Here is a 24,242-nt window from a genome sequence, read left to right as displayed (position 1 = left end):
CGGTCTGTCGGTCTGTGTCGGTGTCATCTGTCGAGGTGGATGAAAGCCTGGACGTGGACTCCGGAGTCGCCGAGCGCGGTACGGATGGCCGTGACGGTCTCCGCGACGGGCGCGGTGATCTCGTCGAAGCTGCGATTCGGCGTCGCCGACACCTCGAGTCGGATGATGCTGCGCGACCGGTCGTCGATCGCCTTCGCGGTCACCTTCTGGAACAGCGGGTTGCCGGCCAGTTCCGTCGCTGCCGCGTTCGCGATCAGTTTCGGTGCGACGGTGAGCGCTCCGGTTTGATCGGAACCGTCGAGCAGGGCGTCGTCCACTGCGCGGGGCCGTACGTTGGTGGCCAGCAACAACAGGCCCCAGCCGATCGCGACCACGGTGACGCCGGCCAACACCCACACCCACCAAGACGCCTGGGCGGCGTCGAGAGCGGCACGCTCGTCGAGACGGTCGACCCACCCGGCCACCGGTTGGGCGTCGACCTGCGAGGCCACGGCCGCGGCGCCGACCGCGATGAGCAGCAGTGCCACGAGTCCGATCGACAGTCGATGTGCGGTTGCGGGAAGACGGTTCATCGGACGCTCCTCGGTCCTCGATCGCGCACGCGCACCACAACCCGCGGTGACGAGGCGAGATCGGCCGCCACGGCGGCGACCGTGCTGTCGATGAGGGCGGGGTCGACGACCTGCCTCCGCACCCCGACGGTGCAGGTCACCTTCCGTCGCGTCACCACGGTGTCGGCGTCGAGTACGCCGGGCAGGTCGGACACGGCGGCGCTGCAGCGTCGCGCGACGTCTCCGGGACGGGTCCACATCCCCCCGCCACCGGCGAGTTCGAGGTGGGTCCGGCGACGAGGCTTGACCGCGATCCACAGCAGAACGAGGCCCACCACGATCAACCCGATGGCGGCGGGCCACATCCAGTTCTGCCACTGCAGTTCTGCGACCCACTGCGCGGCGGTCACCGACCACGGGCGACCGTCCAGCCAGTTGGCGTCGACGGCGATGTCGCGTACGGCTGCCGCGCCGAGCGCGATGAGGGTGAGCCCCAACGCTGCGCCGGCGATCGCGGCGCCCGGGAGGGCGGCGGGTGGGAACACGTCCCCCGGATCGGGTTCGTGCTCGTGAGGTGCGAGATCCGGTGCCGGTGCGGTCTGCGTCATCGTCGTACCCCCGTGTCGATGCTGATGGTCGGAGTGAGTGCGTCGGTGTTGTCCGGGTCTTCGGGGCGCGGGTCGTTGTCGTGAACGTGGTCGTCAACGTCGTCGTATTCGGGCTCGTCGACGACCGGCGGCAGGTCCACGTAACCCTTCTGCAGGCGTCGGATCGCTTGTCGTGGCTCGAACTTGGACACCGTCACGTCGACGCGCAGCGGGACGATCCCGGCGAGTCGCTCGACCTCGGCGGCGACGTGATCGCGTGTGCTGCGGGACACCTCGGCGACCGCGCACGGCCATTCGAGGGCGAGGGACAGAGTGATCCGGGCCCCGCCCGCATGAACGGCCGCGTCGGGAAAGGACCGCTCACCGACGACCCCCAGAACCGACCCGACGCCACCGCGATGGCGGACGACCCCCGGGATGTCGAGAGCTGCTCGGGCCGCGATCTTCTCGATCACGCGATCGGCGACGGTGAGCGTGCCGGGCGGCGAGTCACCCGCGGTCGGATGCGCATCCCGCGCGGGCCCGCCGGATTCGTGCTCAGCCACGACCCCGGCTCCGCAGGAGTGCCCCCAGATCGATGGCCCCGTCCCGGTTCAGTCCCAGCACGAGTCCCGCGGCGCCCAGCACGACGGCCAACAGGAAACCGGCCAGCCCGCCGGCGACGGCGGCCAGAGCGAGGAGCAGGCCGACGAACAGGCCCACGATCGCGTTGTTCATTGCGGTTCACCATCTTTCGGAATCGGAGTCGGAGTCGGCGTCGAGGTGACGCTGATGTCTGCCACGGTCACCGTGACGGGTCTCGCGGCGAGCTCCTCGGTGACATCGCGTACCCGCGCGGCGGTGCCGTGGAGGTCGTACGCGGCGTCGACGACGATGTGGACCTCGCCGTGGTCGTCGGCGAGGGACACGCCCGGGACCCGACGCCCGGGGAGATACGTGGCGATCTCCCCGAACAGGCCGCTGTGCAGGTCACGGACGCCCGGTACGGCGAGGACGGCGGTGGCGAGGCGTTCCGCCAGCGGGCCCCCGTCGTCGGTCTGCGCCGCCGGGAGGTCCGACGTCATCACTGGACCCGCGGCGTGGTGTTCGACTCCTGCTCGTCGTCGCCGAACGCGATGTCGTGCACGGTGATGTTGACCTCGGTGACCTCGAGGCCCGTCATCTGCTCGATCGCAGAGACCACATTGCGTCGAATGGCGGCTGCGAGTTGGTGAATCGCGACGCCGTACTCGGCCACAATCGAGACGTCAACGGCGGCCTGACGCTCGCCGACCTCGACCTCGATGCCCTGGGTTGTGCTCACCGTCGTGCCCGGCAGGACGTCGCGGACCCGGCCGACCACGCGCTCGGTGGTGCCGCCCAGGTCGTGGACACCGTCGATCTCGCGCGCGGCGATGCCGGCGACCTTGGCGACCACGATGTCGGCGATGGAGGTGCGTCCCCGGTCGCCCGACGAATCACGGCGGGCGAGGGCACGGCCGGCGGCGGCGTCGGTGGCGTCGGTGCGCGACGCGTCGACGGTGGCAGCCTCGTCCTTGGTGGCGTCCTTGGTGGTGGTGGTGGCGCTTGCGGACATGTCGAACTCCTTCGGTCGTCGTGTCTTCTTCGTAGACGGACCGCGTTCGGATGATGCGCGATCGCAAAGGCTGTTCACGATCCGTCTGTAAGGTCAGTCGGGACGGACGGGGGGAGTTGCACGCATGAATACCGGTGATTCAGCTCACAGACAGCCGCTCGACCTGTCTGCGCTGACCCTTTCGGGGCTCGGTGATGACGAACTCGCAGGCGCGGCCGCAGTCGGCGACACCGAGGCGTTCGACGTGCTCGTCCGGCGCGTGACCCCGGGTCTGCTGCGATACATGCTGCGGATGGTCGACGGTCAGCAGACCGCCGAGGACCTCACGCAGGAGACCTTGCTCGACGCGTGGAAGGGGCTGCCCGACTTCGCTTTCCGGAGTAGCTTCCGCACGTGGATGTTCGCCATCGCGCACCGCAAGGCGGTGGACTACCACCGCCGCCGACGCGACGTCCCGTTCGACGACGAGCGGTTCGCCGAACTCGAGGCCGCCGGACCGCTGCCCTCCGACATGGCCGAACGGAGTCTGCTCATGGATGCCCTGCGCGCCGAATTGGACAATCTCCCCGCCAATTCGCGCGCCGCGTGGTGGCTGAAGGAAGTCGAGGGGCTTACCCTCGAGGAAATCGGACAGGTGTTGCGCATCACCACCGGATCGGTGCGCGGTCATCTCCAACGGAGCCGGAAGTTCCTGTCGACCCGTTTGGCGCCGTGGAACCCTGGTAAACCGAGAATCACACCGACGGAGACCGTCGACGACGCGGAGGGAGGCGAGGTCGGTGCCTGACAAGCACGGACGCGACTTCGAGGCCACCGACGTCGCCGACGCCTGGCTCGTCGAGGCGACACAGCAGATCGCCGCCGACGAACCCATCGGTGACGTCGATCGGCTGATCACCTCGATCTCGGGCAGCCTGCAACGGATTCGGCGGCCGGCTCGGACCCTGGCGACCGACGAACTGCGCGTCAACACGAGCGACCGCGTCGTCAAACAACTCATCGCCGTGCGCACCCGCCGCGAACTCGGCCGCCTGACGGTCTTCGTGTCGGTCGACGGCACTGGCGACACCGTCGACGGCGTGCGCGTCGGCCTGATCGCCCGGTACGCCGACGACCTGCCCGCGCTCTCCGACGAGGTGCGCGACATCGTCGACGACGTGCTGATCGACACCCTCGGGACCGAGAGCAGTGCTGCCGCCCGACGCAACATCTCGGTGCGCTGGCAGGACGTGTACACCCGAGAGTGGTTGAGCCGGTAGCGGTTCACAGTTGCGAGTCGCGATGGGCGCGCGGTTAGGGGCTATGTTATCGGTTGCGATCGACTACATAGGCGATCTTCGCCATCGAGCTAGTTTCCCGGAAGCGTTCATGCTGATCTCACCGTCGCGCTTTGGGCGCGTATGTGCCCAGTGTCGATGTCACAAGCGCGGCGGCCACGGCCGCACACCTCGCGACCCGATGGCTGAATACCGGCAGCTCGACGTCGGACGTCGTGACGGCTGGGTTCACAGGAGAGTGATTGTTGACTTGGACGTCGTCTCAGAGACACACGGGAGTGCGGGTTCTGAATGTGGGCAGGGGTCGAAGACAGGGCCTTGATCGCTTCGCGACGACTGCGGCGGCAATTTTGATGCGCAGGAGTTGGCCTTCACGTGCGTGCCATGTCAAGAAAGCCTCAAGATAGACACTATCGGTGGGTCCTTTCACGGACCGCATCGAGAAGCGGGCTAGTTGCCGCCTCCGAATGGGTGATGATTCTGTATGGCGCGTTCCAGACGGCGCTAAGTGCTCGTTCGTATATCTGAATCTCTTGTTCGGTGAAGTTCTGGCCGTCTTTAATCTCGAGCACCATGTTCGTATATTGGGTCTCACTCAAGCCATAAAATCTAATTGAGTGGATATTGGCCGAGGCTATAATTCGCGCTGCGATCTCGTCCCTGGCCTCGGCATGCGCGAGGGTTGCGTTGTTCTTTGCTTCATTTCGCACGATCTCAAGAATTTCGTCGACCTTGGTTTGATGGGAGCGCGCTGGCGTAGCGCTGGGTGTCGCCTTCGCCTTCGATAGTTTACGTTCGAGACTCGGCCAGGAATTCTCAAAACGCTCTGTAACCGGAGCTTCGTTCTTTTCAAGAGCCCTGGCAAGAGACCTCGCTAGGCTGCGCAGGCCTTCTTTTTCGAGATGGATGGCCTGGAACTGACTGAGAGTGGATGGAAGGTCGCTCGTATTCGTGAAGTCGACCATCACTGGGACGACTCGACCACGCTCGTCATTGACGAATCGTTGTCCCAAAGCGCCGGCCTCGAAGTTCAGCCACTCACGGTCTTTGTTCTCAAGGGTAACTACAACTATGCCGAACTGAGCAGCGGTCAGCTTGGTGTTGACTTCATGTAACCAACCCATGCCAGCCTGGATGCTTGTCGACGATGCCCAGGGCTCGATGTCGTCGACCAGCGTCGGTAACCACTCTTGAATGACCTGGGCTACTGCTTTGGCTAACTCGCCAGACCAGCTCACGAAGACAGTTTTATCCGTAGGCATGGCGCTGAGGTTAGCAGCGAGTTCGACCAACGTACCCCTGCCGCGCGCGCGGAGACTGTCTCTCCAGAGACTTCGGTGCTAGCACCGAAGCGGCATGACAAGCTGCGGGATGGTAAAGCTGCTGCCATTTACATTCTGGAAGGCCAAGTGCTGCGCGGTTATAGCTTAGTGGAACGGGGCAGCTACGAGCTCCCGAAGCTGGGCAAGGAACCACCGCCCGTAGATGGCGGATCAGTGGGTTCGGTGGGCTCGGTAGGAGGATCAGGGTCTACAGGCTCCGGAATTACAGGCGCCGGAATGGTCCAGAGACCAGCGCCCGGTCCGGGGCCAGCCGCCCAGCCTGTACCGCCGATCAGGCGCTCAGCTACCACACCATTGGCTCTCACTACCTCGGTCATCTGGGTGGCGATACCGCGGCCGGCGGCGCGATGTATGAGACGGACCCAATCGCCCTCTTTCAGGTCCGTCCGAACGACGGTGTGACACCACATTCCTCCGGGATACGGGTTATTGGGAACTTGTTCGACCCAGGTGTCGAATGGTGCATCCCCTATCCGCGGACCGTGCCAGGTTTCCTCGGGCGCGTCGCCCCACGGGTAAGTATTCGCTGGTTTCTCTGAATCGCCCCGGGTTTGCTGGAGGCTCGGTTAGTTGGTTCCAGCGTTTGCGGGGACCGGGTTCTCACGGTAGCTGGTGACGGTGTGGGTCGACCAGTAGGCGCTCTCGTACTCGACGGGTGGGACGTGTCCGATCTCGCCGTGCAGGCGGCGGTGGTTGAACCATTCGACGTACTCAGCGACGGCGATCTCGACCTCGCCCACACCTGCCCAGCCGCCTCGCGGGCGCATCACGGGGTTACGGATGCATTCGGCTTTGAACAGCGAGTTGAACGCCTCAGCCATCGCGTTGTCGTATGAATTCCCTTTGGAGCCAACAGATGTCACCGCTTCGGCTTCGGCCAGTCGTTCGGTGTAGCGGATGGCTCGGTATTGCACTCCGCGGTCGGAGTGGTGGATCAGCCCGGCCACGTCGTGGCCGGCACGCGACCGTGCCCACAATCCCATGTTCAGGGCGTCGAGGGCGAGGTCGGTGTGCATGGTGGTCGAGACCTGCCAGCCGACGACCATCCGCGAGAACACGTCCAGGACGAACGCCGCGTACACCCAGCCCGAGTGGGTGCGGATGTAGGTCAGGTCCGCCACCCACAACGCGTTCGGTGCCGCCGCGGTGAACTGACGGTTGACCCGGTCAGCCGGCCGGGGTGTTTCAGCTCCCTCGCTGCGCGTGGTCTTGCGTGTCTTGAGTCTCGCTATCCCTTGCAGCCCATCGGCTTTCATCAATCGCTCGACGGTGCAGCGGGCAACACTATGGCCCTGTCTGCGCAATTGGGCATGCACCTTGCGGGCACCGTAGACGCCGAGGTTGTCGGCATGCACCGCGCGGACCTGGGTAAGGAGCTCCCGGTCACGCACCACACGAGGCGCCTCGGTCTTCTGGGGGCTCAGGTGGGCTCGTACCGTGGACGGAGCGATCTGGGCGGACGTATCGCGCAATGCCGCACAGACCGGATCGACTCCGTGTTCATCGCGGTGAGCCGCGACGAACTCCACGATCAGCGCTGTGGGCGGTCGATCTCCGCCGCAAAGAAAGCCGAAGCCTGCTTCAAGATCGTGTTCGCTCGCCGCAGTTCACGGTTCTCCCGCTCCAACGCCGCGATGCGGTCAGCGTCCTCACTCGTGGTGCCCGGGCGGACCCCGCCGTCGATCTCGGCCTGACGAACCCAATTGCGCAACGCCTCGGGATGGACTCCGAGCTGATCGGCGATCCGCTTGATCGCACCTCTCGACGAATCGGGATCTCGTCGCGCTTCACATGCCATCCGGGTGGCCCGGTCCTTGAGTTCCTCACTGTACTTGCGTGGTGCTGCCATGCTCTCCATCCTTCACAGGTTCGAGAGCCTCCGACAGACCCGGGGCGGTTCACTCGTTTACTTGAACGGCAATTTTGTTGCCCTGTTTCACGTCGGCGCAAAACCGGGCGTTGTACGAGACGGTGGCAGCGGGATCGGCAGACGCTACGCCGACTCCGCTAGTTAGGGCGATGCCCGCAATGGTCAGGATGGTGGCGGTGAGGGCTCTGGACAAGATGTTCCCTTGTGATCGGCTGCAAATATGAGTCCGGGATCGGTCGATGAACTAGGCGACGCTGTAGGTGATTTCAGCGCGTAGTGGCTTCCTTGATTGCCTCCACAACTCGTACACCGTGCTCAATGACGCCACCTGTCAACGGGTAGGACGATTCGACGGTGACGGTAATAGCGCCGACAGTCTGGGGTTATCAGTCCACGGTGGGACTGTCGTGAGAACGGTGTAAGTGGCCTTACCGCCCTCGGTGTGTCGGGGGCAGGAAGGTCGCATCATGACCGACACTCTTGTGGCTGTGGAGCCATCTGATGAACACGATGACGGGATCGTCGAGGTGCCTGCGGACCGCAGCGTCGATGAACGCGAGCTGGTCCGCCAGGCCCGGGAGGCCGGGGGTCCGCCTGACCGGTCCGGATGGGTTGCTCAAAGCGATGACCAAAACGGTGCTCGAGACGGCGCTCGATGAAGAGATGTCTGAGCATCTCGGTTACGACAAGCACGACCAGCGTGGTCGCGGGAGTGGCAACTCGCGCAACGGGTCTCGGTCGAAGACCGTGCTGACTGATGCGTGTGGGCAGGTCGAGATCGATGTCCCGCGGGATCGGGCGGGCACCTTCGAGCCGCAGATCGTGAAGAAGCGCCAACGCCGCTTGACTGATGTGGATGAGGTGGTGTTGTCGCTGTATGCCCGTGGGCTCACCACCGGTGAAATCAGCGCCCATTTCGCCGACATCTACGGTGCTGCGGTCTCCAAAGACACGATCAGCCGGATCACCGACCGGGTGCTCGAAGAGATGGCCACCTGGCATGCCCGTCCGCTCGAACGCGTCTACGCCGCGGTGTTCATCGACGCCATCCATGTCAAAATCCGCGATGGGCAGGTAGGGCCCCGGCCGATCTACGCCGCGATCGGGGTGGATCTGGCCGGGCATCGTGACGTGCTCGGGATGTGGGCAGGTGAAGGCGATGGTGAGTCGGCAAAGTACTGGCTGGCGGTGCTTACCGAGCTGAAGAACCGGGGTGTAGCCGACATCTTCTTCCTCGTCTGCGACGGGCTAAAAGGCCTGCCGCAATCGGTCGGGGCGGTCTTTCCCGACACGGTGGTGCAGACGTGTGTCATCCATCTGATCCGGGGCACATTCCGCTATGCCGGCCGCCAGCACCGCGATGCTATCGCCAAGGCGATCAAACCGATCTACACCGCCCCCACCGCTGCAGCCGCGGCCGAGGCGCTGGATGCGTTCGACGCCGAGTGGGGGCACCGGTACCCGGCAGCTATCCGGTTGTGGCGCAACGCATGGCAAGAATTCATACCGTTCCTCGACTACGACATCGAGGTCCGTAAGGTGATCTGCTCGACGAATGCGATCGAGTCACTCAACGCCCGCTACCGGCGCGCAGTGCGGGCTCGTGGGCATTTCCCGAACGAGCAGTCGGCGCTAAAGTGCCTGTACCTGGTGACCCGGTCGCTCGATCCGACCGGCACCGGACAGAAACGATGGACAATGCGGTGGAAACCAGCACTCAACGCATTCGCCATCACCTTCGCCGACCGCATGCCGGCCAGCGAAGACAACTAACCGAAAACGCCACTTACACCGTTAATCTGATACTCCCTCCACGGTCACCTCCTCACGGTCTGAAGAGACATCCGTATGAACGCCAGGTTGGTTAGCGGCTTCGTGGAGGGCATTGGCCCTGTGTTCGTTCATTCTCTCGACGTTTGAGGGGGTGGCGAGGGTGGCGTCGGTCATGCTCACGGTCCTCCGTGAAGTGTAGAAGTCGTTGAGAAATCGTGTGTTTAGAGTCCGAGCCAAGTGCGACACCGGCCATAAGGGCCTGCAGTTCGTCGACTTCGCCGCCGGTCGCCAAAGTGAGTGCTTGGGCGACTTCGCGGCCAAGTTGGTGGAGTGCGTCGGAGCGTTCAGGGTCAACGGACTCTTCCGGTTGCCAGACAGCGTTATGCAAAGACTCGGCATGGTGGTGATGGGTCCTTGTCCGGAGAGGTCCGAGGCATGGTGGATGAGGGTTTCGCCGCGTGGGCAGTCTGTGTGTTGGCATTGCGCCGTCTCGCCCTCCGAGGTTGCTACCTGGACGGGAACACCGAACAGTTGCACAGACTGTCGCAATCGAGGCATGTCCAACAACAGCGGAACATCAAATTGCTGCGTTTTCCTGGGGACACTGGTGCGCGCAAAGGGATTCGAACCCCTGACCGCTGGTGTGTAAGAGCGAGCTCATGTGTTCGAGCAGGGTCGGCGATGGTCGCCTCGATCGGCTCTGACCAGTGTAAACAGGCTTTGCCGGTCGGTTCCGTATTGGCTTGGTCGTGCGGTTCTTGGCACACTCTCGGCACACTGCGGGGATTCGGGTGTCCTGCTGGCGACGGGGTCGCTACGGTTCCGACATGGACTGGGGCACGTTGTCGTCGTGGATCGCGGCCGGGATCTCGCTCGCGTCACTCGGTGGTGTCATAGTGCGGGCGTGGTGGACTCGCTCGACGGTCGACTGGGAGTTCGCCGGCGAGGTGCGGCCGGCGCAGGGTGGTCTGCGGTTCGCGGGCACGGTGAGCAACTTCGGCGACGGGCCGGCGCACCGTGTGGTGGTCTACGTGCATCGGCCGGGCGCAGACCGGGCCGAGCGGATCGGGTTCGCTGCGTTCGTCGAGCCGGGTACCAGTGTTGAGTGGTCGACGGTCCTCGCGCTCGACGATCTCGACGACGGTGCCACACTGTCGGTCGGGTGGACACCTCCACCGATCCGCCGGCGGTCCGAGGTCGAGACGCCGAGATGGCCGATAGTCACTGAATCGGTGTGGTCGCCAGATGCCGAGATCGCTAGGGCCGCAATGGGCAACCGACGGCGGTACGTCGCCGAGCACGGTGCCGAGCATCGCGAGACATGGACACCTGGTAGTGAGTTCGACGACGAGGCGATAGGTGATGGTGATTCCTCGCGAACGTGACCGCCGGTCACAGCTGCTGCCAACTGCGGAGGCAGCGAAGCAGGCCTACCTTGAGGGGCTGAGTTCCCGACCCGGGGCGGCCAATCCGTACGCGGGTAGACGGGTGTTGCTGAGCATGTGGGCGTTCGGTAATCACGAGGCGCGGCGTATCGCGTGGAGAGAGTTTCAACAGCGGGAGGCGGAGCGGCGACGACGCGGGCTCACCGGGCGAACAAACGACGAAAACAGACCGAACACCCGGGTCGAGCGTCGACAGTGAAAGAGTCTCGTTGCGCATCCTTGGTGGGTGTGTGGCTTACGGTCGCTAGCAGTAGTCGATGGCTTCAAGCCCGGATAGGCCCACACTGGCAAGAGTCGTGACGAGAGCGTCTAGATCCTCGTCGTTACCGGCGTAGATCACGACCCGTGCCCCGTCTGTGATGACTCTGCCGTCGTCGTTGACTCCGGCCTCACACGCCGCGGTTACAAAGGCGCGGTCACCATCGCCTTGGGGCGATTCGCGGATCTGCCAGTGTTCGCCGGAGTCTTTGGTGCAGATCGTCATGTCGGTCTCAGCGTTGCATGCATAGCCGAGTGTTGTCAGTGCTGTGAGGACCGATGACACGGCGGCGGGCTGCTGTTGGGTCGTGGATGGGGCGGAGCTTGTCGTCGTGGCGTGAACGCTAGTGGTGGTCGGAGCGCTGGCGAGTTCTGTTGTCGGTGGGGTCGACGTTGGTTCGTCGGTGGAGCATCCTGTCGCTGCAAGTAGCGCGAGTGCCACGGCAGCGGCGGTTCCGATCAGTTTTGTCAAGACGCACTCTTCCTCTGACGATGTTCAGCGAATCGTAAACGACCGATAGAAAGGCACTGGCCTGGTGCCTTCTAGGTGTGTCACCTTCTAGGGGCGATCTACGAGTCTGATCCTGTGACAACCGTCGCAAAGCGAACGGTCAGTCGTGGCGAACGATCTGGGCGTCGATGCCGTAGTCGTTGATGAGGCTGTGCAGACGGGTTGCTGTGTCGTGGTCGACGGCGAGGTCGATCGCGTAGTCGGGGATGCGGACGAGGTAGCTGTGGCGGCGGATGGTCGCCGGGTCGGGTCTCGTCGTGTTGCTGGCGTGGCGGACGCGTGCTGCGCGCACGGTGTCGCGGCCGATTCGGTAGTGGGCGGCGAGGTCGGCGTCGGTCCAGCCGAGTGAGGCGAGTCGCTGGATCTGGGCGTCGCGTTCGGTGCGCCACGGTACCGACCCGTATTCGCCGGCGGCGTCGAGGCGGGCGCGGAGGACGTCGAGGAACTGGGCGGCGATCTGGTCGTCGTCCTCGTCGTCGGGTGGCGGGTATCCGCCGTGGCTTGTGGTCATCGTGGGTTCCTGTCTCGCTGGAGGGCTGGCAGATCTATCGGTCGGTGGTTGCTGCTCGTGCGGCAGCGGTCCGGTGCCCTCCTGGTGTGGTGCTCGCGATCGCTTTGTGGTTGAGGTCGACGTGGGTGGTCGCCGAGTTCGTGGGTGGCTGGTCGTCGTCGGCGTCTCGCCTCGGTTGGTGGTCGGGTTCGGTTCTCCGCTCGTGCCTCGCTCCGCTGCCGCGAGAACCGCTCCGGTCGTCCCTCCCTCCGCGAACCTCTTGCCTCGTGGTGAGGGCGTGAGATGCCTGCTTGGCGTTCCTGTTGTGATAACGGCCGGCGTAAATCGTGGAGCGCCAGCGGAGCGATTTGGGGCGGAACGGAGCGACGAAGGAGCGGAGCAGAAACGCGACCAACCATGTCCTGTCTCACTTCCCGAGTCTCAGTCCCACCCCTAAGGGTGTGGGGTGGGTGATACTGGTGACCGTGGGGTGAGACTTGGGTGAGACTATGGTGAGACTCATGAGACTTTCCGCTGAGCGACTGCGGACGAGGTAAGGGAGTAGCGGTCACCCGACTTGACCACGTTTCCGTTCTCTACCAGTGCGCTTAGGCGTTTGTAGACGGTCGCCCTTGGGATTCCGGTTGCATCGGTCAGCTGCCCGGCTTTGACGCTGGGAGTCTCACGGAGCGCTTCAACGATGAGACTTTCTGACTTAGACACAGGACGGAGAGTCTCACCCCCTCGTGAGACACAAACGAGGGTGCTGCGCACGTTCTCGGACCTGCCCGGCATCGCATCCTCGGATACTTGATGCTCGACGAGTTGGTAGCCGTGCGAGCATCCCGACGGGGCGTCCTTGTGCTTTTCGCAACGGACCGTGACTCCGAAGTTCTTGCCCTCCTTGATGCGCAGATCGGACCAGACGCCGCCGTCCCATGCGGTCGCCCCGCGCGGGTTGTTCCCGTCACGGCCGGTGTGGTGGATGACGAGGACCGTTGCGCCACTCGCTTCGGAAATTTGCTCGGCGGCCGCGACGGCCTTGGCCTGGTCGGTGTTGCTGTTCTCTTCCATGCCGATCGTGCATTTCGATCGGGTGTCGAGGATGACGAGCGCGGCATGAAATTGTTCGGCGAGTGCGGCGGCTTCGGCGACGTCGGTGGTCCTGGTATCGAGTTGGACGGGCAGAGGTAGGACGTGAAGCGTCGGTTCGAGTGCGCGGGGTTCGATGCCGTGGTGTTCACACCACGCGAGGATTCGAGCACGCAGTCCTGCCGCCCCCTCAGCGGCGACGTAGATGACGTGCTCGGGTTCACCGACCCTTTGCCCGTCGAGGTCCGTACCAGCCGCTACGGAGCAGGCAACGGCGATCGCGAGAAACGATTTGTAGCTGCCGGCGGGACCGGCTAGCTGGGCGAGGGTTCCGCGGTAGAGCAGCCCGTCGACGAGGGGCGTCGGTATGCGGAGCTCGCCGAGCGACGAGAGCGTGAGCAGGCGATCGGCCAAAGGCGCGCGCATGGAGCGTCGCGGGCGATGCTCAGAAGGGCCGTCGTCCTGAGCTACGGGTTCCTCGGGAAGCGGTACGTGGTGGGGGCCGATGAGGTCGACGTCGGGTGAGTCGACGGTGGTTGTCACAGCCGCAGTGCTGACCGCGCCGGCTTGTCGGCGTTCGAGGACTTGCCGGGCCTCGTCGATCTTCCGGTCGCCGTGGCTGTCGAGGTTGCTGCGTTCGGCTCGCCGCATGTCATCCACGACGTTGCGGCGCGGCTGGCTGCGGCGTTGACGTTTCGCTGCGTGTGGGCTCATCGCTGGGGCCTCCTGCCGTGGATGGCCAGGCAGGCGCGACAGGCGCGAACAGTGCGACCTTCGGAACGCCGGACTATGCGAGTGTTCCCGGGGGTGTAGCCGTGGCCGTGGGCACAGTGCGTTCGCCGGGCCATCGGGTGCCGTCCGTTCTGGACGGTGAGCCTGCCGAGATCGGCGGGGGTGCCCCACGTCAGGTTCGCGAGCCGGTTGTCGTCGGCTCGGGAGTTGCGGTGCAGTGCCTCGTGGCCGGGCGGGCACGGGCCGGCGAACGCGGCCAGGATAAGCCTGTGGACGCGGAAGCTGCGCTTGGTGTGGTCACGCCCGTAAAGGCTGACAACGAGGTGGCCTTTGCTGTCTCGCGCGGGTGAGATCAGTTGCCCGGTCCGGCGTGTCGCGTGTCCGATCGCGCTGACCATCGTGCGGTCGAGTGATCGGATGCGGCCGAGGTCCGATACCTCGTAGACGCCGACGTAGCCGGGGATTGCGCGCCATTCCTCGAACGCTGTCGGACGGATAGACTCGGCGTTGCCTTTGTTGGAGAGGCGTTCGGGGGCCGGCAATTGTTGCCGGCCTTCGTTGTTGGGCATCGCGTCACGCATCCTCGATGCCGAGTTGCCGGCGGACGACCGCGGCCGGGATGCGTCGGCGCCGGCCGACCTTGATCGACGGAATATCACCGCGCTCGACGTGCTCATAAGCCGTGATTCGGTTGATGCCGATCAGGTTCGCGTACTGGACAACTGAGATCGTCGGCTGTGTCTTGACTGCCCAAGTGGCGGTCTCGGTGTTGCCGAGTGCGACGATGGCGCGGCGCGCAACGTCGAGCGCGTCGACCGTCGCCGGATCGAGGCTGTCGGTGGGAACCTTCGCGATCGCGTCGAGTGCGTCAGCGAGGTCGATAGCTGGTTCGGCAGTTCTGGGCATAGCGGGGCCGTCCTCGTAAGGATCAGGTCGCCCGGCCCCTAGCCAGCTGCGAAAATTGGTGCCGCCGGTTCGGGTTCGGGTGACCTTTCGACCGCCCGGCCCCTCGCCTGCAGCGTTGAACGTTCCCGAATGTATCAGACCTCGGCGCTATGGTGTCGGCATGACGCGACGGGCCGAACCGATCACCAAGCGCACCGCGAAGAACGGTGCCGCGAGCTATACGTTCCAGGTCGATGTGGGGAGTAAACCCGATGGCGGTCGGCTGCGGCAGCGGTTCACCTATCGGACGATGGCCGAGGCGCGACGCGAATACCGGCGCATCGCAACCGAAGTTTCCGCCGGCACATACGTTGTGCGGCACGCGGTTACGGTCTCCGAGTTCCTGACCGGATGGCTCGACGGTCGCCGCGACATTCGGCCGGTCACGCTGGCTGGCTACCAGCAGGCACTGAAACCCGTGATCGACCAGCTCGGCGGAATGCAACTGCAGCAACTCACCAAGTCGCACGTCGACGACCTCGTGGCGTGGCGCATGGAATCGGGGCGGGTGCCGGCGCGTCGCCTGTCCGAGCGGGCCGCGCAGATACTCGCGTTCGTCGCGAGCCATGTCGACGGCGTGAGCTATGCGCAGGTCGAGGCCGAGTTCGGGGCGAACGCTGGCAAGTTCCTCGACCGGCTGCGCGAGGGTGGGCACGTCGACCGGCCGGCGCGTGGCCGCTACGTCGCTGTCGAGGTCGACGACGACGCCGGGCAGTCTGCTGGGGTGAGCGCGAGGACGGTCGTGACGATGCTCGTGCAGTTGTCGGCGGCGCTCGATGATGCGATGGCGCAAGGTCTGGTGGCGCGTAACGTTGCTCGGCTCGTCGAGCGGCCTAAGGTGGCGTCGAGGGAGATGGCGACGTGGACGCGGGAGCAGGCCGCGGAGTTCCGTACGCACGTCGAGTCCGATCGGCTGTACGCGCTGTGGTTGCTCACCTTGTGCGGGCTGCGGCGCTCCGAGGTGCTGGGCCTGCGGTGGGATGCGATCGACTTCGACGCTGGCACCGTGGCGATTGTGTCGGGTCGGGTGATCGTGCCGGGGCGGGGCACCGTCGAGGGCGACCCGAAGTCGGCGCGGTCTCGTCGGGTGTTGCCGGTGCCGGCAGACGTGATCGCCGCGCTCCGATCGTTCAAGGCGGCGCAGGCAGCCGAACGCCTGGTCATCGGGCCTGACTGGCCCGATACCGGGCTCGTTGCGGTCAACGGTGACGGGTCACCGATCCGGCCGGAAACGTACTCGAGCGAGTTCGCCCGACAGGCCAAGGCTGCGGGTGTGCCGGTGATCCGGTTGCACGATGTGCGGCACACCGCGGCGACGATGATGCTCGACTCGGGCAACACGGTGTCGGCGACCGCGAAGTGGCTCGGGCACGATCCCGGCATGACGTTGCGGGTGTACGGACATGTCTACGACGACGCCCTCGAATCCGCCGGCGCATCGCTGCTCGGGTCACGGGCGGCGAGCGAATGACCCATACGTGTCGATCGCTCGTCGAGGCGGAGGTGAGCAGATGAGGCGTGCTCCTCGTCACAACTCAGATCGCATAGGGGTGATCAACTGCTCGTGGAAGCGACACAGCGACCTCGCTCACGACATCGGACGACTCCGAGTCGACAAAGACACTTGGGTCGCCATCAAGGCACAGCTTAGGCGCGCTGCAATAGGCACCATTCGTGACGAGGACTGGGAGTATCCGTGCGAAAGCACACGTGGTGCGATCGGCGAGATCCGATACGACGAGGAGGCTGAGGTGGAGGCAATCTACTCGGATCGCGTGATTACGGAAACGACTACGGTCAACTACCGCGTCTACTTCAATGAACCAGTGCTGTGCCCAGAGGAGTTGTGGGGCATGGGTGCGGGTGCGAAGAGTCTGCACCCTGACTACGTCGGGACCGAGCAGCAGGCGGACATCGATGTTGCGGTAGGTCGCACGAACTCGACATCGGCGACTGGTAGGGAACTACTCACATTTCCGGTCTAGATGTACCCTGCGCGGCTTGTTACGGTTAACCTGAACCGCATGGACGCAATCGACGCACTAGAAGCAGACCTTGCGGATGATCCCTACACCCCTCTCCGCGAGCATCTTGCTCTGAATGATGACCAATTGCTTGAGGACTTGGTCGCTATGCGCAAGGCGAAACGACTCACTCAAGACGAAGTCGCTGCCCGTATGAACCGATCGAAGACTGCAGTGTCCAACTTTGAACGGCTGGGCGCTGACCCGCACCTTTCGACAATTCGTCGCTATGCGGCGGCCGTCGGGGGAAAGGTCAACACTAGGCTTTCAGACTTCGATGAGGAGCTCGACGAACGCGCTGCCGCTGAGACCCTGTCTGTGTCGGTTCGGAAGAGTGATAGCCCCGCCAAGCCAGAGCGTGGCCCGATCGGTGTATGGGAGTTGGTGTAGTGACCGCCTTCCCTGCGGTCGAGGACGCCCTGTTCACGGTGTTTGAGCGCAGGGCCTCGCACCACCATGAAAACACCGGCGAGACTCTCCCTGACACCACATTTCAGTTGTCGGTCAACGTCCAGCCCGAGAAACTCGGGATACGCATTCGGATCGTCGACGAGTACCGGGACGGAACTGCTTCGGTGGACGTTGCGGTGTTGTACTACTGGGAGCGAGATGTCACTCCGGAGGACGACCTCAATGGCTTCGTCGAGGAGACGGCGTTACCGCAGGTCTTATCGTGCGCGTCGGCGACTCTGATCGACACAGCACGCTCGATTACAAGCGACGAGGTCCCGTTCTACGGCCTCAGTGGGCTTGAGGGCATACGGAAGAGTTTCCGAAACCGTAAGAAGGGTCTGAAGGAGATTCTTGCTGAGTCGAACGCTCGTCGCGAGTCCGAGGATCTCGATGCCGACGGCGAAGGTGCCGTCGACAACGACAAGTAGTGATGAACCGCTCGGAGCAACGGACAGACAAGGCCAGTCTGGGCGAGGCGGATTGGCGGTCATCCACCGCGCGTTGGCACAGTCTCGGCACACTGCGGGGATTCGGCACGCTGGTCGCGATCACATAAACTTACCGCCACCTGCAACAACACTGGTGCGCGCAAAGGGATTCGAACCCCTGACCGCTGGTGTGTAAGACCAGAGCTCTACCGCTGAGCTATACGCGCGTGCCGCGCTGACGAACGTGGCGCTGCGCACACGAATTTAGTCGCTCCGATGCCGAGCGCTCAAACCGGGTCTGGCCGAGGCTGGGTGGTCGGGTCGCCAGCCCTTCGAGGCTCGTCGCTTTCGCTCCTCGCACCTCAAGGAGCAAGGAGCTCCTCAGGGAGCAGGGGGCAGGTCGTTCTTTCGGTTAGGGAGCGGAGGTTTGTCGATGCCCCCGGACGCCAGGAGTTGGGACCGGGGGACCGGGGGACTTCAACTCGACCGACAGACTTCGATCGAAGTCTGACAGTCGAGTTGAGGTCTGGCGGTCAGGCGAAGACGGGCGGGAGGGCCAGGACCATCACCGCGCCCCAGATGACGTGGGTGATCGCGGGTGCGAGGACGCCAGCGGTGCTGCGCCGCAGGATGGCGCAGACGGTACCGAGGACCGCGCCGGCGAAGCCGAGCATCACGTTGCCGCTGGCCATGGTGACCAGCACGTAGATGACCGTCGACACGAGGATCGGATTGTGCGGGCGGGCCGCCGAGTAGACCGAGCCGCGGAAGAACAACTCTTCGGCGAGGCCGTTAAGCATTGTGATCGCGGTGACCACGGCGAGGCTGCCGAAGTCGGCGAAGGCCAGCACCTGGTTGGCGAGGTCGCTGACGCCGGGGATCATCCGTGCCACCAGGCCACCGAGCACGAACGCGCCGCCCACGGCCAGGCCGACGACGACGCCGAGTCCGATCGCCCCGATCCGGTCGGGCGGGCGCGAGGGGGTGGGGCTGAAGGCACCGAGCCGCAGCGGTCCGGAGACGAACGCACCGACGATCCACACCGCCGCCAGACCGATGGTCAACGGGTAGAACGCGGCGTCACCCGGCTCCACCCGTAGGGAGATGCCGAGAACCACCGCACCGATGACGAGGAAGACGCCGACCAGCCAGCGTCGTCGGATGTAGTGGGCGCCGGGATCGGGGTCGCGGTCCGCGGCGACGGAGTCGTACAGGTCGCGCGCCAGTGAGGTCACCAGCACATCACCACCTAGTTCGATCGGTCAGGAAATCGGTCGATCAATGGTCACCGGTCACGACGCTACATCGGCGCGACTCGGTCGGAGGACTCCGACGACCTTCGTGGCCACCCCGAGGGACGTGCCGATCGTCTCGACGACGCTGCGTTTCACCCGCAGCCAGTCGCCGCCGGCCCAGGCCGGGTCGGTGTCGGCGAGGTGGTGGAGGTCGTCGAGGTCGCACACCGAGCGCGGATACGGCGACCGCACGGACGCGCGGACGGCCTCGCGCATCGGTGTCAGTCCGCCCTCGGGCGGCGGGACGAGATCGCGGATGCGGTGCTCGGACGCCGTCATCGGGTGGTCGAGGGAGGTGACGAGCTCCTCGGTGAGCGACGCCGGGACCGGCACCAGCATGCCGCCGACCCGGCCCGCGAGCCGGGTCGAGATCCCGAAGACCGGTAGCCGCAGCCTCGGCATCCGGATCGCCGACACGTACTCGTGCAGGATCGAGATGTAGCGTGCGCTGTCGGGTCCGGAGATGTCGTAGTTCCCGGCGGGCAAGACGGAGGAGTCGCACGCCGCGGCCAGATAGTGGACCGCGTCGCGGATGGAGATGGGATCCATCTCGTTGGTGATCCAGTCGGGTTCGGGGATCACCGGCAGTCGGTCGGCCATGTAGCGAATGATCTCGAACGACGTCGAACCCGCGCCGATGACCACTGCGGCGCGCAGCCACACCAGTTCGGGCCCGCCGTCGACCACCAGTCCGTCGGCGACGTCGGCGCGGCTCTGCAGATGGGTGGACAGTTTGTCGTCCGACGGCACGAAACCGCCGAGATAGATGATCCGTCCCACTCCGGCGTCACGCGCGGCTTCGGCGACGTTGCGTGCGGCGTCGCGGTCGCCGTTCGCGAAGTCGGCCTGGCCGATGGCGTGGACGAGGTAGTAGATCGCGTCGATCTGGCCGGCGTCCGACATCGCCTTCTGGACCGAAGCCGGGTCGTCGGCGTCCATGGTCACCATGCTGACTTGGTCCGACCAACCGAACTTGGCCAGCTTCCGGGTGTCCCGCGACGTGACGACCACGTCGTGTCCCTGCTTGAGCAATGCGCACACCAAGCGGGAACCGACGTACCCCGTGGCGCCAGTGATGAGAAGTCGCATGACACCGACGGTAGAGAAAATCGGCGGAGTCGGTCGGCTCGGGTGCGTTCATGTGACAGACACGGTGCCGATGTCACGGTCGGGTAACGGCGTCGGTGACGGTCACGGTTGCGCGACGACTGCCCGTCGGTACCGTTCGGCGACCCGGTCGTGGTACTCCGCGGCGGCCACCAACTCGGCCCGGAGTTCAACCGGTTCGATCACGGTGAAATCCGCGCCGAAGGCGTACAGCCAGCGAGCGATCTCCGCGAGCGACGTGCTGTACAGCGTGATCTCGCAACTGTGCTCGTCGCCGGACTCGAGTGCACCCCACGATTCGTGGACCATCGCCGACACCGCGTCGAGCGAGGCATGGATACGCACCCGCGCCGTCGCCCGCCGGTAGACGGACCCGAGGCCCCGGAGAACGAACGCCGCCGCGCCGCCCTCGGGTGGTTCGCGCGGGGTGAAACGCGGTCCGGTCGGCACCTTCGGTTCCATCCGGTCGACGCGGAACGATCGCCAGGCGCCGCGTTGGATGTCGAAACCGACCAGGTACCAACGGTTCCCGTTGCGCACGAGTCGATAGGGTTCGATCTCGCGTCGGCTCTCCTCCCCGTCGTTGCGCCGATAGTCGAACCGTAGCCGCTCGTTCCGATGGCACGCGGTCGCGATTTCGGTGAGCCGGTCCGCGGACACCGCGCTCGCCGGCGCGGTACGGGGCACGGCCTCGATCCGCAGGGCGTCGAGTCGGTGGCGCAGCCTCGACGGCATGACCTGACGCAGCTTCGCGAGCGCGCCCGCCGAGGCCTCCGCCATGTCGGCGACCGCACCGGTCGTCACCGCGTCGAGACCCAGGGCGACCGCGAGGACCTCCTGGTCGTCGAGCAGCAGCGGCGGCATCTCCGCGCCGGCGCCCAGCCGGTAGCCACCGCGCGAGCCGACGTTGGCGTCCACCGGGTAGCCCAGTTCGCGCAATTTGTCGATGTCGCGCCGCACGGTGCGGGTGGTGATGTCCAGGCGCTCGGCGAGTTCGGGACCCGACCACTCGCGTCGTGTCTGCAGTAGCGACAGCAACGCGAGCAACCGCGCGGAGGTTTCCAACATGTGCCCATCCTGCCCGACGATGCGGACAGGTCCGGTCCTTGTTCGTCGCGTCGTCCCTGTAGGGGCGCGGTCAGCAGGTGATCTGCGATTCCGGGTCGGTGGTGTAGTCGAGCCAGCGGCCGTATGCAAGGCCGCCGATCTGGTTGCGCATCGTGCAGATGTCCTCGAGAGTGCGGCCCGCGACGTAGTAGACCGCATAGATCGGAGTGCCGTCATCGCTCACCTGCTTCAGCGACGGACACGACTGATCTGTGCGCAAGTAGCTCGCACCCGGGTACTGGTTCAAATAGGACTGCACCTCGCCGGGGTAGGTCCCGGGTGCGGTCGCGTTGGCGACCACGACGATCCCCGTGCCGTCGCACGCCGGCCGGGTCATCGGCACGGTGAGACCGAGATCGCCGGGGACGATTGCGGGTTGAGGACTCGCCGACGGCCGGGGTGCCGGACCCGGCTGCGACGCGGGGCCCGGTTGCGAAGTCGGTCCGGGAAGGGGTGTCGGTTCGGCCGGCGTCGGCGTCGTCGGCTGGGGCGCCGCCTCGGTGGTCGTGGACACTGCGGATGCGTCGGCGGCTGTGGTCGCCGGGTTGTCCCGCTCGGTCGTGATGATCGCCCAGGCAACGACGCCGGCGCAGATCAGCAGCACGACGGACGTCGCCACGACGATGGGAACGAGAGGTGACCGGCGGCGGGGCGGTGTGGTCCAGACCGCGGCCCGGGTGGCGTCCCACGGCCCGGCTGGAGCGGCGGGTGTCGATGCCGACGGGGTGGCGGGCACGACGGTGGGGGTTCCGGCCGGGACGATCGTCGGCGCGCCACCGAGAGGCTCCGACCGCAGGGCGGCGCCGGCGTCGGCGACCAGCGCTGCCGCCGAGAGCTGGCGCTGCGACGGATCTTTCGCCATCCCGCGGGCGATGACGTGATCGATCGCGGCACCGAGGCGCGGCGGCGGGGCGGTGAGGTGGGCGGCGATCAACCGCTCGATGGTGGTCGCCGAGGCGAACGGGTGCACTCCGGCGAGACATTCGAACAGCACGCACGCCAGCGCGTAGATGTCGGCGGGCGGCCCGACGGCATCGTCGCCGAATCGCTCCGGCGCCATGTAGCCGAAGGAGCCGACCGCGGTGCCGGTGCTCGTGAACCGTGTGTCGGTGTCGGCCTGTGCGAGACCGAAATCCACGAGGTACGCGAAGTCGCGATCGTCGACGAGGATGTTGTCGGGTTTGACGTCCCGATGGACCAGGCCGGATCGATGCGCAGCATCCAGGGCGTCACCGATCTGACCGACGATCCGCAGCGCGCGTTCAGCCGGCAGAGGTCCGTCCTGCAGGAGCAGGGTGCGGAGGTCGCGGCCGTCGACCAGGCGCATGTCGATGAACAGGCGCCCGTCGATCTCTCCCCAGTCATGGATCGGGATGACGTGTGGATCGTTGAGGCGGGCGGCAACGCGCGACTCGCGGTGGAACCGGTCACGGAAAGCCGGGTCGTCGGCGACCTGAGGGCTGAGCAGCTTCAGGGCGACGACCCGGTCCTTGCGGGTGTCGGTCGCGCGGTACACCTCGCCCATTCCGCCCCGGCCGATCAACCCGTCGATGAGGTACGGACCGAGCCGGTCGCCGGCGCGCACGGATGCAGACACGCGGACAAGCGTAGGGTGCCCGGGTCGTTCGCCGGGGCCGACACCGCGCATTGTCCTCCGTTCGGCGGGTCCCGGGATCCGCAGATCGGTCCCCGATACGGTTGAACCGAGTGACCCGCCGGCGACCCTGATCGCCGATCCAGACCCGAGGAGAAACGATGGCGACGACGATCCTGCCGATCGACGAGGTGACCGAGGCTCTGATCGCGCAGTGGGGCGTGATCGGCGAACTGGCCCGCGCGCTCGACGACGACGCGTGGTCGGCCCCGTCGGTTCTGCCCGGCTGGACCAATGCCGACATCGTCGCCCACATCGTCGGGACCGAAAGCATGCTCGACGGCCGCGACGTCGAGGCCACCCGTACGGTCAGCGCCCTCGACCACGTCCGTAACCCGATCGGCGAACTCAACGAGAAGTGGGTCGACCATTACCGCCCGAAGCCGCGTGCCGAGGTGGTTGCCGCCCTCGACGAGATCATCGGCGTCCGGACCGAGGCGTTGAAATCCATGTCGCAGAACGACTTCGATGCCGAGGCGATGACGCCCGCCGGGCCGGACACGTACGGGCGATTCATGCGGATTCGGATCTTCGACTGTTGGGTGCACGAGATCGACCTGCGTGACGGCACCGATCGTTCAGCCGTGGCAGAGCCGGGCCCGGCGTCGTTCGCACTCGACGAGATCGGCGCGTCGTTGCCCTTCGTCGTCGGGAAGCGAGCCGATGCACCGAAGGGCAGCACCGTCCTCTTCGACATCACCGGGGTGTCTCCGCGGACCGTGCGAATCGCCGTCGGGGACCGGGCGGGCGTCGTCGACGAGTTCGACGGCGGCGACGACGCTGCCGACGTGCGTATCCGGCTGGATGCGATGAATCTTGCGCGGTACGCCGGCGGCCGACGGGATGCCGATCCGTCCGCGGTCGAGTTGCACGGCGATCAGGCTCTCGGACAAGCGATCCTGAGCCGGATGAACTACGTGATCTAGTCGGGTGGCCCTTTGCGGCTCGTCTTGATCCGCTTGCGGTTTGTATCGCTTTGCGGGACAAGTCGCAACCGGATCAGGCGGCCGAACGGCTCAACGCATTTCTCACCGTGGTCACCACCTGATCGCCGCGTTCGACGATGTCGGCCCAGGTGAAGTTCACGACGGTCCAGCCCGCGGCGATGAGCGCATTGCGCTTTGTCCGGTCTCGCTGAAACGTCGTGACATCGCGGTGATAGTCGAATCCGTCGATTTCGACAGCCAGCTTCTCCCGGGTGAAGGCCACGTCGATGACATATCCCTCGGCGCTCACGTTCGGTGTCCAGCTCACTATGCCCGACTCGCGAAACAACGTGGCCACGATTCGCTCCGCCTCCGATCGCGCCGTCGCCGAGAAGTCGCAAGTACTGAGTGATGGCCGGAGAACCATGCCGCCCGGGGTAGCGCAAGTGCGCGGCCTGTAGGTCGGCGAGTTTCACCGAGCCGGAGAGAAGCGCCGAATCGAGGACAGCGATTCCGAGTTCGGCGGAGGCGTCGAGGACGGTGAGCGCCGCTGCAGTGACCCTGAGGTCGGCGTGCGTGGTGACGTCGGCGTCGGTCAGGCGGCGGTGCCGGACCACCGCAGTCGCCGACGAGCGCGAATGCGCTCCGTGAGAGCCGGTGAACACCAGGTGTTTTCGAGGTTCTTTCGGGTGGAGGCCCAACCACCAAGCGGCGGCAACCCCACCCAACGCGGCGTCGAGCTCACGGAGAGCACCGCGATCCGTGCCTGTGCGCGCG

25 protein-coding genes, 1 tRNA gene, 2 pseudogenes and 1 other annotated feature are annotated in these 24,242 nt (G+C 65.5%); of the genes and pseudogenes, 9 read left to right on the top strand and 19 right to left on the bottom strand.

Features of this window, described 5'->3' with window-relative positions; genetic code table 11:
* Positions 1–23 precede the first annotated feature (23 nt).
* From M4D77_RS10910 to M4D77_RS10885, 6 genes are read right to left on the bottom strand one after another with little or no spacing between them, the layout of a single operon-like run.
* Positions 24–572 (bottom strand): alkaline shock response membrane anchor protein AmaP, encoded by a 549-nt coding sequence (locus M4D77_RS10910; RefSeq protein WP_226513600.1) that lies wholly within the window; start codon positions 570–572, stop codon positions 24–26.
* The gene (locus M4D77_RS10905; RefSeq protein ID WP_226513599.1) at positions 569–1,159 is read right to left on the bottom strand and encodes a DUF6286 domain-containing protein; all 591 of its coding nucleotides are present in this window, start codon (positions 1,157–1,159) and stop codon (positions 569–571) included. The genes M4D77_RS10910 and M4D77_RS10905 overlap by 4 nt, the downstream gene beginning before the upstream one ends.
* On the bottom strand, positions 1,156–1,704 hold the full coding sequence (locus M4D77_RS10900) for an Asp23/Gls24 family envelope stress response protein (RefSeq protein ID WP_226513598.1): 549 nt from the start codon (positions 1,702–1,704) through the stop codon (positions 1,156–1,158). Before M4D77_RS10900 ends, M4D77_RS10905 begins: the two co-directional genes overlap by 4 nt.
* On the bottom strand, positions 1,697–1,876 hold the full coding sequence (locus M4D77_RS10895; RefSeq protein WP_226513597.1) for a DUF2273 domain-containing protein: 180 nt from the start codon (positions 1,874–1,876) through the stop codon (positions 1,697–1,699). Before M4D77_RS10895 ends, M4D77_RS10900 begins: the two co-directional genes overlap by 8 nt.
* The gene (locus tag M4D77_RS10890; protein ID WP_226513596.1) at positions 1,873–2,223 is read right to left on the bottom strand and encodes a hypothetical protein; all 351 of its coding nucleotides are present in this window, start codon (positions 2,221–2,223) and stop codon (positions 1,873–1,875) included. Before M4D77_RS10890 ends, M4D77_RS10895 begins: the two co-directional genes overlap by 4 nt.
* Positions 2,223–2,735 carry an Asp23/Gls24 family envelope stress response protein gene (locus M4D77_RS10885; protein WP_226513595.1) on the bottom strand — a complete coding sequence of 171 codons (513 nt, stop codon included), beginning with the start codon at positions 2,733–2,735 and terminating at the stop codon, positions 2,223–2,225. The genes M4D77_RS10890 and M4D77_RS10885 overlap by 1 nt, the downstream gene beginning before the upstream one ends.
* A 124-nt stretch (positions 2,736–2,859) precedes the next feature.
* Here M4D77_RS10885 and M4D77_RS10880 point away from each other — a divergent pair, with 124 nt between their 5' ends.
* Positions 2,860–3,522 (top strand): RNA polymerase sigma factor, encoded by a 663-nt coding sequence (locus M4D77_RS10880; protein ID WP_226513594.1) that lies wholly within the window; start codon positions 2,860–2,862, stop codon positions 3,520–3,522.
* Positions 3,515–3,994, top strand: coding sequence for a hypothetical protein (locus M4D77_RS10875; protein WP_226513593.1), 480 nt, complete (start codon positions 3,515–3,517; stop codon positions 3,992–3,994). The genes M4D77_RS10880 and M4D77_RS10875 overlap by 8 nt, the downstream gene beginning before the upstream one ends.
* Positions 3,995–4,422: 428 nt before the next feature.
* Here M4D77_RS10875 and M4D77_RS10870 read toward each other — a convergent pair whose 3' ends face one another.
* Both M4D77_RS10870 and M4D77_RS10865 read right to left on the bottom strand, forming a co-directional pair.
* A complete protein-coding gene (locus M4D77_RS10870; protein WP_226513592.1) occupies positions 4,423–5,274 on the bottom strand; it encodes a TIR domain-containing protein in 852 nt (283 codons plus the stop codon).
* A 647-nt stretch (positions 5,275–5,921) separates the two neighbouring features.
* Positions 5,922–7,204, bottom strand: a protein-coding gene (locus M4D77_RS10865; protein ID WP_226513591.1) for an IS3 family transposase whose coding sequence is annotated in 2 segments (ribosomal slippage) — positions 5,922–6,916 and positions 6,916–7,204 — 1,284 coding nt in all. Because the reading frame shifts where the segments join, the coding sequence is not laid out codon by codon here.
* Positions 6,798–6,926, bottom strand: a sequence feature (AL1L pseudoknot). Its footprint overlaps the gene before it by 129 nt.
* Positions 7,205–7,692: 488 nt before the next feature.
* On the opposite strand from M4D77_RS10865, the pseudogene M4D77_RS10860 reads away from it, so the two are divergent.
* Positions 7,693–8,998, top strand: a pseudogene (locus tag M4D77_RS10860) (IS256 family transposase).
* 827 nt (positions 8,999–9,825) lie between these two features.
* Positions 9,826–10,383, top strand: a complete 558-nt coding sequence (locus tag M4D77_RS10855; protein WP_226513590.1) for a hypothetical protein — start codon at positions 9,826–9,828, stop codon at positions 10,381–10,383.
* A gap of 304 nt (positions 10,384–10,687) precedes the next feature.
* On the opposite strand, the gene M4D77_RS10850 is transcribed toward M4D77_RS10855, so the two are convergent.
* The 5 genes from M4D77_RS10850 to M4D77_RS10830 form a co-directional block, all read right to left on the bottom strand.
* Positions 10,688–11,173, bottom strand: coding sequence for a hypothetical protein (locus tag M4D77_RS10850; protein ID WP_226513589.1), 486 nt, complete (start codon positions 11,171–11,173; stop codon positions 10,688–10,690).
* A gap of 139 nt (positions 11,174–11,312) precedes the next feature.
* Positions 11,313–11,723: a hypothetical protein gene (locus M4D77_RS10845; RefSeq protein ID WP_226513588.1), complete on the bottom strand. Its 411-nt coding sequence runs from the start codon at positions 11,721–11,723 to the stop codon at positions 11,313–11,315.
* Positions 11,724–12,221: 498 nt separating this feature from the next.
* Positions 12,222–13,208 carry an AAA family ATPase gene (locus M4D77_RS10840; protein ID WP_226513587.1) on the bottom strand — a complete coding sequence of 329 codons (987 nt, stop codon included), beginning with the start codon at positions 13,206–13,208 and terminating at the stop codon, positions 12,222–12,224.
* A gap of 296 nt (positions 13,209–13,504) precedes the next feature.
* The gene (locus tag M4D77_RS10835) at positions 13,505–14,095 is read right to left on the bottom strand and encodes an NUMOD4 domain-containing protein (RefSeq protein WP_226513586.1); all 591 of its coding nucleotides are present in this window, start codon (positions 14,093–14,095) and stop codon (positions 13,505–13,507) included.
* 4 nt (positions 14,096–14,099) lie between these two features.
* Positions 14,100–14,432, bottom strand: coding sequence for an excisionase family DNA-binding protein (locus tag M4D77_RS10830; RefSeq protein WP_226513585.1), 333 nt, complete (start codon positions 14,430–14,432; stop codon positions 14,100–14,102).
* Between the two features lie 160 nt (positions 14,433–14,592).
* Between M4D77_RS10830 and xerC the strand changes: the two genes are divergently transcribed.
* Genes xerC through M4D77_RS10810 form a run of 4 tightly spaced genes read left to right on the top strand, consistent with a single transcriptional unit; the run spans position 14,593 to position 17,376 of the window.
* Positions 14,593–15,942 (top strand): tyrosine recombinase XerC, encoded by a 1,350-nt coding sequence (xerC, locus tag M4D77_RS10825; RefSeq protein ID WP_226513584.1) that lies wholly within the window; start codon positions 14,593–14,595, stop codon positions 15,940–15,942.
* A 40-nt stretch (positions 15,943–15,982) separates the two neighbouring features.
* On the top strand, positions 15,983–16,456 hold the full coding sequence (locus M4D77_RS10820) for a hypothetical protein (protein WP_226513583.1): 474 nt from the start codon (positions 15,983–15,985) through the stop codon (positions 16,454–16,456).
* 39 nt (positions 16,457–16,495) lie between these two features.
* Positions 16,496–16,885 carry a helix-turn-helix domain-containing protein gene (locus M4D77_RS10815; protein WP_226513582.1) on the top strand — a complete coding sequence of 130 codons (390 nt, stop codon included), beginning with the start codon at positions 16,496–16,498 and terminating at the stop codon, positions 16,883–16,885.
* Positions 16,885–17,376, top strand: coding sequence for a hypothetical protein (locus M4D77_RS10810; protein ID WP_226513581.1), 492 nt, complete (start codon positions 16,885–16,887; stop codon positions 17,374–17,376). Before M4D77_RS10815 ends, M4D77_RS10810 begins: the two co-directional genes overlap by 1 nt.
* Before the next feature lie 152 nt (positions 17,377–17,528).
* Here M4D77_RS10810 and M4D77_RS10805 read toward each other — a convergent pair.
* The 5 genes from M4D77_RS10805 to M4D77_RS10785 all read right to left on the bottom strand — a co-directional run bounded on the left by M4D77_RS10805 (position 17,529) and on the right by M4D77_RS10785 (position 22,482).
* Positions 17,529–17,603 (bottom strand) — tRNA-Val (locus M4D77_RS10805).
* Between the two features lie 306 nt (positions 17,604–17,909).
* The gene (locus M4D77_RS10800) at positions 17,910–18,617 is read right to left on the bottom strand and encodes a type II CAAX endopeptidase family protein (protein WP_226513580.1); all 708 of its coding nucleotides are present in this window, start codon (positions 18,615–18,617) and stop codon (positions 17,910–17,912) included.
* A gap of 51 nt (positions 18,618–18,668) precedes the next feature.
* A complete protein-coding gene (locus M4D77_RS10795) occupies positions 18,669–19,760 on the bottom strand; it encodes an NAD(P)H-binding protein (protein WP_226513579.1) in 1,092 nt (363 codons plus the stop codon).
* 102 nt (positions 19,761–19,862) lie between these two features.
* Complete coding sequence (locus M4D77_RS10790; RefSeq protein WP_226513578.1) at positions 19,863–20,846, bottom strand: YafY family protein; 984 nt, start codon at positions 20,844–20,846, stop codon at positions 19,863–19,865.
* Positions 20,847–20,916: 70 nt separating this feature from the next.
* Positions 20,917–22,482 carry a serine/threonine-protein kinase gene (locus M4D77_RS10785; RefSeq protein WP_226513577.1) on the bottom strand — a complete coding sequence of 522 codons (1,566 nt, stop codon included), beginning with the start codon at positions 22,480–22,482 and terminating at the stop codon, positions 20,917–20,919.
* A gap of 158 nt (positions 22,483–22,640) precedes the next feature.
* Between M4D77_RS10785 and M4D77_RS10780 the strand changes: the two genes are divergently transcribed.
* Positions 22,641–23,465 (top strand): maleylpyruvate isomerase family mycothiol-dependent enzyme, encoded by an 825-nt coding sequence (locus M4D77_RS10780; RefSeq protein WP_226513576.1) that lies wholly within the window; start codon positions 22,641–22,643, stop codon positions 23,463–23,465.
* Positions 23,466–23,538: 73 nt separating this feature from the next.
* Here the strand turns inward: M4D77_RS10780 and M4D77_RS10775 are convergent.
* Positions 23,539–24,242, bottom strand: a pseudogene (locus M4D77_RS10775) (endonuclease domain-containing protein); the annotation flags it as partial.

The organism is Gordonia sp. p3-SID1431 (assembly GCF_025143765.1).
Classification (GTDB): domain Bacteria; phylum Actinomycetota; class Actinomycetes; order Mycobacteriales; family Mycobacteriaceae; genus Gordonia; species Gordonia hongkongensis.
Note: the sequence above shows the minus strand (reverse complement) of the source record. Positions and strands in the feature narration are given on the sequence as shown.